Source organism: Sorangium sp. So ce204, from assembly GCF_051526795.1.
Taxonomy (GTDB): domain Bacteria; phylum Myxococcota_A; class Polyangia; order Polyangiales; family Polyangiaceae; genus Sorangium; species Sorangium cellulosum_B.
Map to the genome: position 1 here is coordinate 3,607,993 of NZ_CP150317.1, position 14,506 is coordinate 3,622,498.

General features: G+C 69.6%; 10 protein-coding genes. 7 read left to right on the forward strand and 3 right to left on the reverse strand.

The features are described from left to right. Nucleotides 1-339: 339 nt before the first annotated feature. Complete coding sequence (locus WMF22_RS13720) at nucleotides 340-1,242, reverse strand: hypothetical protein (RefSeq protein WP_438036025.1); 903 nt, start codon at nucleotides 1,240-1,242, stop codon at nucleotides 340-342. Between the two features lie 886 nt (nucleotides 1,243-2,128). Here WMF22_RS13720 and WMF22_RS13725 point away from each other — a divergent pair. From WMF22_RS13725 to WMF22_RS13735, 3 genes are all read left to right on the forward strand, one after another. Beyond that, nucleotides 2,129-2,914 (forward strand): hypothetical protein, encoded by a 786-nt coding sequence (locus WMF22_RS13725; protein ID WP_438036026.1) that lies wholly within the window; start codon nucleotides 2,129-2,131, stop codon nucleotides 2,912-2,914. A 229-nt stretch (nucleotides 2,915-3,143) separates the two neighbouring features. Then, on the forward strand, nucleotides 3,144-6,221 hold the full coding sequence (locus tag WMF22_RS13730) for a DEAD/DEAH box helicase (RefSeq protein WP_437299538.1): 3,078 nt from the start codon (nucleotides 3,144-3,146) through the stop codon (nucleotides 6,219-6,221). 129 nt (nucleotides 6,222-6,350) lie between these two features. Then, nucleotides 6,351-6,908, forward strand: a complete 558-nt coding sequence (locus tag WMF22_RS13735) for a hypothetical protein (protein ID WP_438036027.1) — start codon at nucleotides 6,351-6,353, stop codon at nucleotides 6,906-6,908. 27 nt (nucleotides 6,909-6,935) lie between these two features. On the opposite strand, the gene WMF22_RS13740 is transcribed toward WMF22_RS13735, so the two are convergent. After that, nucleotides 6,936-7,289: a response regulator gene (locus WMF22_RS13740; RefSeq protein ID WP_012235137.1), complete on the reverse strand. Its 354-nt coding sequence runs from the start codon at nucleotides 7,287-7,289 to the stop codon at nucleotides 6,936-6,938. A gap of 9 nt (nucleotides 7,290-7,298) precedes the next feature. Further along, nucleotides 7,299-8,810 (reverse strand): PAS domain-containing sensor histidine kinase, encoded by a 1,512-nt coding sequence (locus tag WMF22_RS13745; protein WP_438036028.1) that lies wholly within the window; start codon nucleotides 8,808-8,810, stop codon nucleotides 7,299-7,301. A gap of 313 nt (nucleotides 8,811-9,123) precedes the next feature. Between WMF22_RS13745 and WMF22_RS13750 the strand changes: the two genes are divergently transcribed. The 4 genes from WMF22_RS13750 to WMF22_RS13765 all read left to right on the forward strand — a co-directional run bounded on the left by WMF22_RS13750 (nucleotide 9,124) and on the right by WMF22_RS13765 (nucleotide 14,468). Beyond that, nucleotides 9,124-10,713, forward strand: a complete 1,590-nt coding sequence (locus tag WMF22_RS13750; protein WP_437299541.1) for an SDR family NAD(P)-dependent oxidoreductase — start codon at nucleotides 9,124-9,126, stop codon at nucleotides 10,711-10,713. A 598-nt stretch (nucleotides 10,714-11,311) separates the two neighbouring features. After that, the gene (locus tag WMF22_RS13755) at nucleotides 11,312-12,982 is read left to right on the forward strand and encodes a cyclic peptide export ABC transporter (protein ID WP_437299542.1); all 1,671 of its coding nucleotides are present in this window, start codon (nucleotides 11,312-11,314) and stop codon (nucleotides 12,980-12,982) included. A 26-nt stretch (nucleotides 12,983-13,008) separates the two neighbouring features. Next, nucleotides 13,009-13,221, forward strand: a complete 213-nt coding sequence (locus tag WMF22_RS13760; protein WP_437299543.1) for an MbtH family protein — start codon at nucleotides 13,009-13,011, stop codon at nucleotides 13,219-13,221. A 140-nt stretch (nucleotides 13,222-13,361) separates the two neighbouring features. Continuing rightward, nucleotides 13,362-14,468: a TauD/TfdA family dioxygenase gene (locus tag WMF22_RS13765; RefSeq protein ID WP_438036029.1), complete on the forward strand. Its 1,107-nt coding sequence runs from the start codon at nucleotides 13,362-13,364 to the stop codon at nucleotides 14,466-14,468. Nucleotides 14,469-14,506 lie beyond the last annotated feature (38 nt).

A 14,506-nucleotide genomic window follows, 5' to 3' on the forward strand; every position in this document is an offset into this window, starting at 1 on the left:
GCCCCCCTCTTCAACGTCTCCGGCGCCCGTAGGACAGTGCACCTCTGCCGCGTGACGGAGGCCGGCTCGACGTCGCCGCTCCCACGTCGTGATCCTGTAGATACTGACTTTGGAGCGCACGTAAAGGCTTTTGTGTGCGCTCTCGAGCGCGCGGGTCGCATTGCATTTTGGCTCGTCGATTTCTCCCTACCGAGAGATTTTTCCGTCATGCCCACGGATCCATCTACTTGGCGCCTTTGCCCGACATCACAGGTTCTGGTCAAGCCCGACCGTGGTTCAGGAGAAGCCCGAATCGTGTGGCTCGGGCGGCGCTGCGCCGCCCATCGCGGCGCGTGGCCGTCACCCGTTCTCGCCTGGACGTGTTTGGCAGCAAAACGTGCTCGGACCGGTGAGGGCGATCTCGCCTCGCAGCTCTCCGCCGCTCGGCTCGCAGCTTCCGGGCTGGTTGACCTGCCAGACAGCCATCATGCTCTTGGGCGTTTTCCCGGGCTTGGCGGCGACGCAGCCCGGGGCATCGCTCGAAGAGGTACCGGCGGTGATCAGCTCGCCGCACGCGCCGTCCCGGAAGGAAAGGAGCGCCAGGGAACACTCGCTGCCTGTCGGAGGACCGCACTCGCACGGCGTGCAGTGGCGTTCGTCCCTCATGCCGTCGTAGAGGACGACGTCCTCCGGATAATCTTCCGGGCAGGTCACCTCGCCCTCGCCGAGGTACATGATGCACCGAGCGAAGGCGTCTTCCTGATCGGGCGACTCGCACGTCGTCGACGGAGGCGCGCACGTGGGTTCCTTGGGGGTGCCTCCGCACGCCACGCCGGAGCGATACCACCGCAAGTTGAACTGTGGCACCGGGGGGGGCTCGACGCTGGCCTCGCAAGGCGTCACCCGGGTCGCGCCGAGGACGATCGATTGATGATCGTTCGCCAGGGCGCCGCTGGGCACGACGCAGGTGCCGTTCAGCATGTCCCGGGGCTCATGCACCGAGACCGGCGAGCCATCGCACTTCAGCGAGGCGGCCGTCCTGAGATCGGCGGGCAAGGCGCAGGCTGGCTCGCCGCACCGACATGGGCTGCACCCGAAGGGGAAGTCAGCGGTCTCGTACCCCCTGTACACCTTGGTCGGGGCGCTGCCGGGGCAGTTCGGCTCGTCCACGGTTCTGCCGACCCAGAGCAGCGCCGGGCCATAGAAGCCCTCCGGAGCCGGCTCGCCACACTGGTCGCCGCTGCACGTGTCGTCGCATGCCAAGGTGCACGCGTCGCGGTCAGGCTGGTTTCTACACACTTTCGCGCACATTCGACATTCCGCTATGCAATCCCAGCGTTCGGGCCCGTAGGGCTCTCTTTCACATTGATCCACGCACGTCCCGCATTCCGCTAGACATGCGTCCTGGTTGAGCACGTTCTCACACTCGGTGTCGCATGTCTCGTAAGTTATTTCGGTGTAGATTGGGGTGCACGCGGTGAACAGCAGCGCAAGGGCGAGAGAGGTAGTCTTCATAGACCTCCTGTCGGGAAGAGTTCGCAGCCCGCTTTACTACAGACGCGCCCGTTTCAAGCGAAGATGGGCGGGGTTGCGCCAGGAATGACCCTCTCTCGACGCATTGCGATCAGCGCCGAGAAATTCCAAGAAAACGCCAACGGCGGCGATTTTTGTCGGCGGAGCCCGGGCTTGATAGCAGCGAGGCACCTCGTGAAATGAAGACACGCTGGGCCACGTAAGCGCTCGGTGTCGGGGTGCACCCTCGACCCAACTCCTGGGTGACCGAGCGCGCTCCTGCGCAACCCTGCGCGACCGAGCGCAGGCCGCGGCGCTCAGGCGCGAGCCAAGGCGACCGGGCGCACCGCGTCGGAGGGGGTCGGTCGGGCTCGGATGCGCCGCGCCCGATCGCAGGAAAGCGAGCCGCGTGGCCCCAGGCGGCGTGCTGGGACCGGGCTCAGACGCTTGAATCACGCGTCGCACGCGTCGCACGCGTCGCACGCGTCGCACGCGTCACAGGCGACGCCTGCGACGCACGCGTCGAAAGCGCTCGCGGGGCGTGCGCTTGCTGCGTTAGGCTTCGATCCTGATGAGTGGGGATCCACCCGATAGCGAGCGCGGGCTGCATCAGGCCGGGCTCCGTCCTCAGGATGAGATGGGCTCGCGGGGGGCGGCGAGCGGCGAGCCGGTCCCCTCGGCGACCGTCTCGCTCTCCTCCGGGCGGCGCTACGAGATGGAGGTGACGCCGGCGGGCGATCGGCTCGTCGTCCGCGGAAGGACGGGTGAGATCATCCTGCAGATGGACATCACCGACGCCGGTCCGGTGCTGTCGTTCGCGGCGCCCGACGGCGAGCGCGCCGGCTCACGGCGAGGCGGCCGGGGGAGCGCCTCCTCCGCGCCGCCGCGGCGCGCGGCCTCGCCGCCGCAGTCCGTGATCGTCCCCACGTCGAGCGGAAAACGCCCCCCCTCGGAGGGCGAGGCCGACGAGACCGTCGAGGTGCCGCGGGCCCTGCCGCTGCCCTCGATCAAGCTCCCGCCGGAGGCCGAGCCGCTGGAGCTCGATGGCGGCAACGCGCGGTCGGGGGTCACCCTCCGGCGATCTCCCGGCGATCTCGACGCGAGCGGCGCCGCGCCTGCCGTGCCGGCGCTGGCGACGCCGAGCGGTGCGGCCCCTGCGCCCGCCGCGCGGAGCGACCTTCCGGGCGCGCGGAGCGCGCTGCCCTCGCTCAGCCTTCAGCAGTACGCGGTCCTCTGCGCCGAGTCGTCGATCGGGGCGGCCTCGTCGTTCGACCAGGCGCTCCTGCGCCACGGCATCGCCGACCGCGACCTGTGGAAGGCCGTCGATCGCAGCTGGCAGGATCGGCTCGAGCGCGAGCCGATCCTCACGTTGCGCTGGATGGAGCTCACGACGCGCTACCGTGAGCACCTGACGCGTCGGTGAAGCTCGCGACGTGATGCCGCGCGGATACCTGCTACAGCAGCGCCCCGCTCATGCCGGGCAAGCTCCCGGAACCTGGAAGGCGAGGCAGCAGAAGAAGCGGAAGAAGACGAAGAAGACGGCTGAACCCCTTTCCGTCATCTTCGTCTTTCTGTGAACATCCCAAGAAGTCGCGCTGGTCCCGGGAGAGCGCGCGAGCTCCCGCGGCCAGCCGTCGGTGTCTGGAGTCTCAGTGCAGGGTCTTCTCGAAGCCATCAGGAAAGCCTGTCTTCCAGGCCTCTGGTCCCAGGGCGTCAAGCTCGCCCGTGAGGGCGCTGCCTTCGGACGGGAGGATCGCGGCGATGCCATCGTGGTCCGCGTCAAGGCGGCCGGGCAGCCCGTTGCACCAACCGTCACCCTCTACCCAGCGGACGCCGAGTGGACGTGCGACTGCGGTGGAAAAATCGACCCCTGCGCGCACGCTGTCGCGGCGACGCTGTCGCTCTCGCAACCGGTCGCGCAGGGCCAGCCGGCCGCGCAGGGCCAGCCGGCGGCGCAGGGCCAGCCGGCGGCGCAAGGGCAGCCGGCCGCGCAAGGCGGCGCGACCGCCGCGGCTACGCCGCCGGCGCGGCTGCGGTACCGGCTCCGGCGCAAGGGGCTCGTGCTCGCGCTCGAGCGGATGATCGTGCACGCGAGCGGCGCCGAGGAGCCGCTCCGGATCTCGCTCGCCAGCCTCGCTGGCCGCGCCGTGCGGGCCCCAGCGAGCCCGGAGCGGCCGGGGCCGAGGCTGCCCGAGCTCTACCCGACGCACGAGGACCTGGCGATCGACCGCCTCGTGGGCACGAAGCAGCACGGCTACTTCCCCTCGGATCGCCAGCCCGAGCTCTTCGCGGCGCTTTCGGGCGTCGCCGACGTGGAGCTCGACGGCGCGCCCGTGCGCGTCTCCAGCGAGGCCATCGGCCCTCGCGCGGCGGTGCGCGATCACGACGATGGCGCGGCGCTCGTCGTGGAGCGGGACCCGCGCGTCGACGAGGTGATCGCGTCGGGCGTCGTGCGGTGCGGCGGCACGCTGCACCTGCTCCGGGAGATGGACCTCACGGGGCCGAAGCTCGAGCGGCTGCCGCTCCGTCGGGTGTTCCCGCGGGGGGACCTCGGCAAGCTGGTGACCGACGTCCTGCCGGAGCTGACCAAGCGCGTCCCGGTCACGATCCAGAGCCAGCGCTTGCCGCGCGCGGGCGGCGCGTCCCGGCCGCGGATCCTCCTGGAGCTCAGCCAGAAGGAGCACACGCTCTCCGTCGTGCCCAGCCTCGTGTACGGCGATCCGCCGGAGGCGCGCATCGAGAACGGCCGGCTCGTGCACCTGTCCGGCGCCGTGCCCGTCCGCGATGAGCCCGCGGAGCGCATGTTGCTGATCCGGCTGCGCGACGAGCTCCACCTCATCCCGGGCCGCCGGGTCGACTTCGACGGCGTCGAGGCGATCCGCTTCGCCTCGCGCCTCGAGTCGTGGGACGCCCGCGCCTTCGCCGACGCGCGCGGCGAGATCTTCGGCAAGGCCGCGCTCGTGCCGCGCTTCGTCATCCAGGATCGGGCCTTCGACGTCGAGTTCGAGCTCTCGGCGGGGCGCGACGACGGCGCGGGCGACGAAGGCGACGGCGCCGGCGCGCCCCCGAAGCGCGCGGACGCGACGGCCGTGATCCGCGCGTGGCAGGACGGCCTGCCGCTCGTGCCGCTCCTCGGCGGCGGGTGGGCGCCGCTGCCCTCGGAGTGGCTCGACAAGTACGGCGCGCGCGTCGCCGATCTGCTCGCGGCGCGGCGCGAAGACAAGGAGGTGCCGCCCGCGGCGCTCCCGGCGCTGGCCGCGCTGTGCGACGAGATCGAGTACCCGCGCCCGTCGGGCTTCGACAAGCTCATGCCGCTGCTCGACGGCTTCGCGTCGCTCCCGGAGGCGCCGCTGCCCTCCGACCTGACCGCGACGCTGCGCCCCTACCAGCGGCGCGGCGTCGACTGGCTGTCGTTCCTGCGCGACGCCGGCCTCGGCGCGGTGCTCGCCGACGACATGGGGCTCGGCAAGACGCTGCAGACGCTCTGCTCGCTGCGCGGGCGGACGCTCGTCGTGTGCCCGCGCAGCGTCGTCCACAACTGGGCCGACGAGATCCGGCGCTTCCGCCCGGGCCTCCGGTTCGCAATCTACCACGGCACGCGGCGCGCCCTCGATCCTGCGGCCGACGTCACGCTGACGACCTACGCCGTGCTCCGCAACGACGCCGAGCTGCTCGCGGCGCAGGCCTGGGAGGCCGTGGTGCTCGACGAGGCGCAGGCGATCAAGAACCCGGACAGCCAGGCGGCGCGGGCGGCGTTCGCGCTCCGCGCCGAGCTGCGCGTGGCGCTGAGCGGCACGCCGGTCGAGAACCGGCTCGAGGAGCTCTGGAGCCTGCTCCACTTCACGAACCGCGGCCTCCTCGGCGGGCGGAGCGCCTTCCAGGAGCGCTACGGCCGGCCGATCGCCGAGGGCGTGCAGGGCGCCGCGGCCGAGCTGCGGCAGAAGATCCGCCCCTTCGTGCTGCGGCGGCTGAAGGGCGAGGTCGCGCCGGAGCTGCCGCCGCGATCGGAGATGGTGCTCTACTGCGAGCTCGAGGAGGCAGAGCGCGAGCTCTACGACGCGGTGCGCGCGGCCACCCGCAAGGACGTGGTGGAGAAGCTCGCGGAGGGGGCGAGCGTCATGGCGGCGCTGGAGGCGCTGCTCCGCCTGCGCCAGGCGGCCTGCCATCCGGCGCTGATCCCTGGATCGAGCGCCGGCGGCGCGGCGCCGGCGGCGCGGAGCGCGCCCTCCTCCAAGGTGACGCGGCTGATCGAGGCGCTCGAGGAGTGCGTCGCGGACGGCCACAAGGCGCTCGTGTTCTCGCAGTGGACCTCGCTGCTCGACCTCGTCGAGCCGCACCTCAACGCGGCGGGGATCCCGTGGAGCCGCCTCGACGGCGGGACGCGCGATCGCGCCGGGGTGGTCAACGAGTTCCAGTCGCCGGGCGGCCCGCCGGTGATGCTCATCTCGCTCAAGGCGGGCGGCACCGGCCTGAACCTGACCGCGGCGGATCACGTCTTCCTGCTCGATCCCTGGTGGAACCCGGCGGTCGAAGATCAGGCGGCCGATCGGGCCCACCGCATCGGACAGCACCGGCCTGTGATGGTCCACCGGCTCGTCGCCAAGGACACGGTGGAGGAGGGGATCCTCGCGCTGCAGGAGCGGAAGCGCGCGATCGCGGGCGCCGCGCTGGGCGAGGCGGACAGGGCGGCCTCGCTGACGCGGGAGGATCTGCTCGCGCTGCTGGGGTAGCGCACGCCGATCGCGGCCTTCCGCGCGGCGCTCCCCGTCGTGTCGTCGCTCGCGGGGCGGGCGCATCGCCGCGGCCTCCGGCGGTGCACGCGTTGCGCGGGTTGAGCCGCCATGGGATGAGCGGGTGTGATGCGAACGTTCATCCTCCCCCTCGCCGCGCTGCTGGCGCCGCTCGCTGCGTGCACCGTCAACGGCCCGCGCGAGCCGGCGCCCGAGCCGTCATCACCCGTGGAGCCTCAGGAGCCGCTGTCCACCGCGGCGCCGGGCGCGCCCGCGCCGCAGGCTTCTGCCACGGTCACCGCGACGCCCCAGGCGCCGGCCACGACGGCGCGGAGCGCGACCACCGCGCCCGGCGAGGAAGCGCTGTTCGGCACGTGGAGCTCCGCAGCGTGCGGTCCGCGCAAGTACGAGCGCCGGCTCTCCCTCGCGAAAGACGGCAGCTTCGTCGCCGAGGATCGCGTCTCTCCCTGCCCGCCGAACGTGGCGTGTGTCTGGTCGGGCATCGTCCATCGCAAGGGGGCGTTCAAGCGCGCCGACAGGACGCTCCTGCTCTCGGTCTCCGAAGGGTCGCAGGGTCCGGGCGCTCACCCGTTCCCGACCACGCTCACCCTCGATCCTGCGACGGGCGCCCTCACCGAGACCGGAGAAGGCGGCGCTCCCTGCCCCTACGCGCCCGCCGGCAAGTAGCGTCCTCTGTGCGCGAGCGCACCGCTCTCAACACCCGCACGCCTTCTGGACCGCTCCAAGGAGCGCCTCGTAGCGGATCGGCTTCCTGAGCAACGGTGTTCCGGGCGGCGGGGACGTGATCGACGCGGCCGACAGGACCACGACCGGGATGCCCGCGAACCGCGCGTCGCGCCGCATCCGGTCGATCAACTCCACACCGTCCATGACGGGCATCAACAGGTCGACGAGCATCATATTCGGCCGCTCGCCGCGCTCGAGCAGCGCGAGCGCCTCCGCGCCGTTTCCAGCCGTCATGACGCTGTAAGCACCGTCTTCCTCCAGCGCATCGCGGAGCGAGATCTGAATATCCTCGTTGTCCTCCACCAACAGGATGTGCTTCATCGTGTCAGCTTAAGGAGATTTGGTCTCGGTGTCATCGAGGTTCCCACGTTGTCGAGGCAACTCCACGGTAAAGGTCGACCCGACGTCAGGTTCACTCGCGACGGACACCGTCCCACCCATGGCCCCGACGACCTGCCGCACGATCCACAGCCCGAGCCCGAGCCCGCCGTAGTGCCGCTCCGAGACCGCGCGCTCGAACTGGTTGAAGATCATGGCCTGCTGCTCGGGCGCGATGCCGATGCCCTGGTCCGTGATCGTGAGCCACGCGCGGACATCGCTTGACCACACGGTGATCGTGATCGGACGCCCGCGGCCGTACTTGAGCGCATTGGTGAGGAGGTTGTTCACCACCTGGTCGAGGCGCCTGCGATCCCAGCCTCCCGTGGCGTCGGCGGCGAGCTGGAGCGACATCGAGTTCCTGGCGAGGTCGTATTTGTGCTGATCGACCACCTCGCACACGACCTCCGCGAGGTCGACCTCCTGTATCTGAAGCTCGATCCGTCCAGCGGCGATGCGCGAGACGTCGAGCAGGTCGGAGACGAGCCGTTCCAGGCGATCGATCTGCCGCTCCACGACCGATAGCTTGATGACAAGGCGCTCGGGCGTGAGGCGGTCTGCGCGCGCGGCGCGCGCCGCGCGCAGCACGCTCTCCACCTCGGCGCGCAGCGGCGTGATCGGCGTCTTGAGCTCATGGGCCGCGACGGCGAGGAAGATCTCTCGCGCCCTCACCGCCTCTCGCGCCTGCTGGAGCATCACCTCGCGCTCCTCGGCCGCGATCTTCTGCTCCTGGATGTCGGTGCAGGTGCCGAACCACTTCACGATCCGCCGGGTCGTGTCGTGCAGGGGCAACCCGCGCACGAGGAACCAGCGGTAGACCCCGTCGCTGCGCCGGATCCGGTACTCGATCTCGTAGGCGTCTCCGCTGGCGAAGCTCTCCTTCCAGCGCGCCACGACCCGATCCGCGTCCTCGGGGTGGATGGCGGCCGTCCAGGCCGCGCCGCTGGGCAGACGCTCGCCGACGTACTCCGTGAAGCGCCGGTTGAAGTAGTCGAACTCCCCGTCCGGCGTCGCGGTCCATACGAGCTGCGGGATGGCCTCCGCGAGCGTCTCCCGCGTGTTCTCGTAGAGCGCCGAGAGCTGGCGGTTCAGCTCCTCCGTGCGGAGCTCGTGCTCGCGCGTGACGCGCGCCGCGCCCGCCAGCGCGACCACCTTGGGGAGCAGCGGAAAGAGCAGGATCGCGGTGCCGACCGAGGCGATCGCCGTGATGGCCCGGAGGGCCCCATCCAGCCAGTACAACGGCTGCCAGATGACCCACACATCCATGAAGTGCGTGAACCCACAGGCAACGATGAAGGTGCCGAACGCGAGGTACACCCACTGGAAGGGGATGTCCCGGATGCGCCGGACCAGATGGGCGAGGGTCAGGGAGATCGAGAGATAGGCGAAGCCGATCGCCAGGTTGGTGACGACCTGCAGCCAGACCATGCCCGGCTGCCAGAAGTAGCAATGGCCATGGGGCATGAATTCCGTCGCGAACAGACTGTGTGGCGACTCGAGCATAAGATCCTCTGCTGAAGTTTCCGAGGGCTCAGGGGGATGTGCGGGCGTAGTGTACAATCGTCAGCCGGCGAACAGGACGCGGCTTGCGCGGCTCGTCCGCGGGGCTCTGGGCGCGGAGCAGAGCAGAGCAGAGCGGAGCGGCGCGATGCGGCGCGATGCGGAGCGGCGCGATGCGGAGCGGCGCGATGCGGCGCGGTTCGAAGCGTGCCGGCAGGACCCGAGGCGCCGCCGCGGTTCGCGCGCGGTCTTCCGCGTGCTATGCACGCACGCTTCGATGAGTCCCGACCGCGAAGCCGCCGGCGCAGGCCGGCCGTTCACTGCCGCCGATCTCGACGCTTGCCTCAAGGTGCTGGAGGCCTTGGCCCTCGATCGCGCGCAGCTCGCCTCCATCAGCGCCGAGGACCGCCGCCGGCTCCTCCTGGCCGCCGGCCGCGTCTCGCGTCCCGAGCGCGCCGAGCAGCGAGAGCTCGCCCGGGCGTTCCGCAAGCGCGACCGGCACGCGCAGAAGTCCGCCGACGCCGCCCTGCTCGATGCGGTCGGCATCCGCGTCGCCCGTCGAGAGCCGGTGTTCCGCACGCCGGACGCGCTCGCCCCGGCCGCGCCCCCGCTGTCGTGGGCCGACCCCGCCGAGGAGCCCGCGTCGCCGCCCGAGGCCGCCGAGGAGCCCGGGCCGCCGGCCGAGCCGGGCGCTCCGGAGCTCGCGCGGCCGCGCAAGTGTTACGTCTGCAAGGCCGAGTTCCGCAAAGTCCACTTCTTCTACGACGCGATGTGCGCCGCGTGCGGCGACTTCAACTACCGCAAACGCAGCCAGACCGCGCCGCTCGACGGCCGCGTCGCGCTCGTCACGGGCGCGCGCGTCAAGATCGGTTATCAGGCGGCCATCATGCTCCTCCGCGCCGGCGCGCGGGTCATCGTCACGACCCGCTTCCCGCACGACGCCGCGCGCCGCTTCTCGGCAGAGCGCGACTTCGACGCCTGGGGATCACGGGTCGCGATCTACGGCCTCGATCTCCGGCACACGCCGAGCGTCGAGCTCTTCACGCGCCACCTCCTCCACACGCTCGACCGGCTCGATTTCATCATCAACAACGCCTGCCAGACCGTGCGGCGACCGCCGGGCTTCTACGGCCACCTCATCGAGGGCGAGACCGCGCCCGTCCGCTCCCTCCCGCAGGGCGCTCAACCCCCGCTCCGCGAGTACGACGCGCTCCGCGCGTGCGGCACGCTCCCCCTCGTCGCCGGCGCCGACCCCACCGCGGGCCTGCGCGAGCCCGCGTTGCTCTCCCAGATCCCGGCTCCGGGCGATGAGCGCATCGACGAGCTGCTCTTCCCCCAGGGGCGTTACGACGCCGATCTCCAGCAGGTCGATCTCCGGACGCTGAACAGCTGGCGGCTCACCCTCGCCGAGGTCCCGACCGTCGAGATGCTCGAGGTGCAGCTCGTCAACGCGGTCGCCCCCTTCGTCCTGAACTCCCGGCTGAAGCCGCTCATGATGCGACGGCCCACGTTCGACAGGCACATCGTCAACGTCTCGGCGATGGAGGGGCAGTTCTACCGCCGTTACAAGACGGACAGGCACCCTCACACCAACATGGCGAAAGCCGCGCTCAACATGATGACGCGCACGTCCGCGCCCGACTACGCGAAGGACGGCATCTTCATGAACAGCGTCGATACCGGGTGGGTCACCGACGAGGACCCCGCGGCGCTCGCCGCCCGCAAGCTGGAAGAGCACGGCTTCCACCCGCCGCTCGACATCGTCGACGGCGCCGCCCGCATCTGCGACCCCATCTTCTCCGGGCTGCTCAGCGGCCAGCACGCGTACGGGCAGTTCTTCAAAGACTACACGCCGACCGACTGGTAGCCGCTACCGCGCGCGCGGGCGGGGGGGCGGCCGTGGCGCGGCCGCCGGCGCGACCTACGCCGCTGCCGCGCGCACGCGGTGGCCTCGGCGCGAGACGTCGTTCGCGCAGCGGTTACCCGACAGGCGCGCCGCAGGACCGGCCCGCGCCGCGCCGCACCCACCCCCGTAGCCCGCGCCGCGACGCGCCCACCCTCGTGGCCCGCGCCGCGACGCACCCACCCTCGTTGGCCCGGCGACCGACGAACCCTCGCGGCCGCCGTCAAGCGCGGCCAGCACGGCGCCAGGCCGGGCAGCGCGTGGGCCAGACCACCGCGGTACACCCACGAGACATGCAGCGCGTCACCAAAAACTTGACAAGCGTCCAGAGAATGTGATACACGCCGCTGAGTTGAAGTTGAAAGTAATATTCAAGTTCATTCGGCTTGTGTAATAGAGCATGCCGGCGCACATGCTGCGCCGCGTCCGAGGCGACACCTCGCCGTGGTCGAAGGGAATGCCGGTTCGTGTAGGCGTGGTCACGACCCGGCGCAGCGAGCGCATGGAGATGGCGTTGGAAGCACAGGCGAAGCCCGGCGGAACAACGCCGAGACGACGGGACATGTGGCGAGGCGCGGCGCTGTTTGCCTTCCTGTTTCAGTCGTCGCGCTGGCTGATCCTGGCGGCCTTGATCACCAGCCTGGCCAGCGGCTTCTGCGGCGCAGCGGTGGTCGCCGTCATCAATGAAGCGCTGGCCGCAAACGCCGGCGCGATGCCTGCGCTGGGGTCGAGGTTCGCCTGGCTCAGCCTGCTCGTGCTGATCTTGCGCTGGCTCTCTCAATCCCTGTTCGTGCACCTGAGCCAGGGGACGCTCGCCCGGATGCGCGCGTACGTCAGCCGCCAGGTCGCCGACGCCCCCTTCCGGGATCTCGAGGTCCAGGGGGCAGCGCGCATCCTGGCGATCCTCACGGAGGACATCGGCACCCTCTCTCAGTTCTTCGTGACCATCCCCAACCTGGTCATGCATGGCGCCGTCGTGCTCGGCTCTCTGGTCTACCTGTGCGTCCTCTCATGGCAGGTGTTCCTCTTCGCGGCGACCATGGTGTTCCTGGGCTCGCTCGGGTACCACCTCGCGCACACGAGGGCCATCGGCCATCTGCGCGCCTCACGCAAGCACGAGGACGAGCTCTTTCATCACTTCCGGGCCCTGTTCGACGGGGCCAAGGAGCTCAAGCTCCACAGGCCGCGAAAGCAGGCCTTCCTCTCCGAGCTGCTGAACGACAGCATCGAGCGGGTGCGCGCGCAGCGCGCCAGAGGGATGACGATCTACGTCGCCGCGGAGAGCTGGGGCAGCTCTCTGTTCTTCGTCTTCATCGGCGCGGTTCTATTCATCCTTGGCCGCCTCTTCGCGGTCGATGCCCACGTGATGTCCGGCTATGCCCTCGTGTTCCTGTACATGATGCTGCCCATGGAGGCCGTGCTCCAGGCGATCCCGAACCTCAGCAGGGCTCACATCGCGCTCGAGCGCGTTCATCAGCTCACCGGAAGCCTGCCTGACGGGAAGACGCCGGCGCACGCCCCTCCGCCGCGTCCGGTCGAGAGATTGTGCCTGCGCCGGGTCACGCACAGCTACTACGTGGAGAGGGAGGACCGGTCGTTCTTGCTGGGGCCGATCGACATCGAGCTCCGCCCCGGGGAGATTGTCTTCCTCATCGGCGGCAACGGGAGCGGCAAGACGACGCTCGCGAAGCTCCTCGTCGGCCTCTATGCCCCGGAGGGCGGGGAGATCCTGTTGAACGGTGAGCCGGTCACCGAGGAGACGCGCGACGCGTACCGGCAGCACTTCTCCGCGGTCTTCTCGGACTTCTACCTGTTCGAGAGCCTGATCGGCCTGGAGCGGGCTCAGCTCGACGAGCGCGCCCGAGCGCTCCTCGTCGAGCTGGAGCTCGACCACAAGGTGAAGGTCGTCGATGGCGTCGTCTCCACGACGAAGCTGTCGCAGGGCCAACGGAAGCGTCTGGCGCTCCTGATCTCCTACCTGGAGGACCGTCCCTTCTATGTGTTCGACGAATGGGCGGCCGATCAGGACCCGGCCTACAAGGAGGTATTCTACAAACGACTTTTGCCCGAGCTGAAAGCCAGGGGAAAGACCGTGATCGCGATCACCCACGACGATCGCTACTTTCACCTGGCTGACCGCTGCATCAAGCTGGAGTTCGGCAGGCTCGTCCCGCGCGCCGACGGAGACACGCTGCACGCCGGCGAACGGGCGCGAGCCTTCATGAGCGCCTGACGCGACACCTAAGAAGAGGGATGGCGATGAGCTGGGATAGCGAAGATACGATTTTCAAGGTGGTCGTCAATCACGAGGAGCAGTACTCGATCTGGCCAGATTACCTCGACGTTCCGAAGGGTTGGACGGAGGTGGGCAAGACCGGGAAGAAGCAGGAGTGCCTGGAGTACGTCAAGGAGCACTGGACGGACATGCGACCTCTCAGCCTGCGCAAGCACATGGATCGAGCGCAGCAGTAGTGCGGCGAGCGGCTCGTGGGTCCGCCGGCTGCACGCGTCGGACCCGCGGCCCAGATCGGCTTGAACGAGGCTCTTGAACGGCGCGGAGACGAGACCGAATCTCCGCGTCTGTTAGGTATCTCGATGGATCGCGCGCGCTCGTGCTCGTCGCGCGGTGGTCGTGGTGTGCGCAGGCGCTGGAGCGCGTTGCTCGCGGGGCTGCGCGGAGTGTTCTTGATGCGCGGCGGTCGCGCGAGGAGCTTGTGATGAACACGGTTCAGGCGGAAGATCTCACCGGCGAGTCGCTCAGGATACGGTCGTCGACACCGTATGGTCGACTGCCGCTCGTGGTGTCGCCGGCTCGCGGCGGTGAGGGCATCATGAAGGTCTTCCCGGCGCTTCGGGAGCAGGTCGAGCGGAGCTTGCCCGAGCACGGGGGTATCCTCTTCCGAGGCTTCCAGGTCGATGACGTCGCTGGCTTCCGCGAGTTCTGCGCGGCCTTCGGGCATCCGCTGCTTGGCTATGAGTTCGGATCGACGCCGCGCACGAAGATCACGGAGGGCGTCTACTCGTCGACGGAGTACCCTGCACACCAGCACATCCCACTGCACAATGAGCAGTCGTATAGCCGTGAGTGGCCGCTGAAGATCTGGTTCTATTGTGCCGTGGCGCCCGGTGAAGGCGGAGAGACGCCCATCGCGGACAGCCGCGAGGTGTACCGGCGCGTGGATCGACGCATTCGCGAGCGCTTCGTGGAGCATGGGCTCATGTACGTGCGGAACTTCGGCAACGGCCTCGATGTGCCCTGGCCGCAGGTGTTCAACACGGACAGCCGCGATGCGGTGGACGAGTTCTGCCGCCGTCATGGGATCGCCTGTGAGTGGAAGGACGACGGCGAGCTTCGGACACGACAGATATGCCAGGCCGTCGCTCGCCATCCTGGGACCGGAGACATGGTGTGGTTCAATCAAGCCCACCTGTTTCATATCTCCGGTCTGGAGCCCGAGGTGCGTGAGGCGCTCCTCGACGCCGTCGGCGAGGACGAGCTCCCACGCAACGTGTATTACGGAGATGGAGAGCCGATCGAAGACTCCATTCTGGACGAGGTCCGCGGTGTGCTGGGTGAGCTGCAGGTCGCCTTCCCGTGGGAGACGGGGGATATCATGATGCTCGACAACATGCTCGCCGCGCACGCGCGCAACCCGTTCAAGGGGGCGCGCAGGGTGATCGCAGCGATGGCCCAGGGGTACTCGGAAGACCGGGGTTGAGAGAAGACGTGGCGCCGGGGAAAATGTCTATGGATGCT

Bases quoted from the DNA above. Each gene is read 5' to 3' on its own strand.
- WMF22_RS13725 (WP_438036026.1), top strand. From the start codon at position 2,129: ATGGGCTCGCGGGGGGCGGCGAGCGGCGAGCCGGTCCCCTCGGCGACC.
- WMF22_RS13735 (WP_438036027.1), top strand. From the start codon at position 6,351: ATGCGAACGTTCATCCTCCCCCTCGCCGCGCTGCTGGCGCCGCTCGCT.
- WMF22_RS13740 (WP_012235137.1), bottom strand. From the start codon at position 7,289: ATGAAGCACATCCTGTTGGTGGAGGACAACGAGGATATTCAGATCTCG.
- WMF22_RS13745 (WP_438036028.1), bottom strand. From the start codon at position 8,810: ATGCCCCATGGCCATTGCTACTTCTGGCAGCCGGGCATGGTCTGGCTG.
- WMF22_RS13750 (WP_437299541.1), top strand. From the start codon at position 9,124: ATGAGTCCCGACCGCGAAGCCGCCGGCGCAGGCCGGCCGTTCACTGCC.
- WMF22_RS13755 (WP_437299542.1), top strand. From the start codon at position 11,312: ATGTGGCGAGGCGCGGCGCTGTTTGCCTTCCTGTTTCAGTCGTCGCGC.
- WMF22_RS13760 (WP_437299543.1), top strand. From the start codon at position 13,009: ATGAGCTGGGATAGCGAAGATACGATTTTCAAGGTGGTCGTCAATCAC.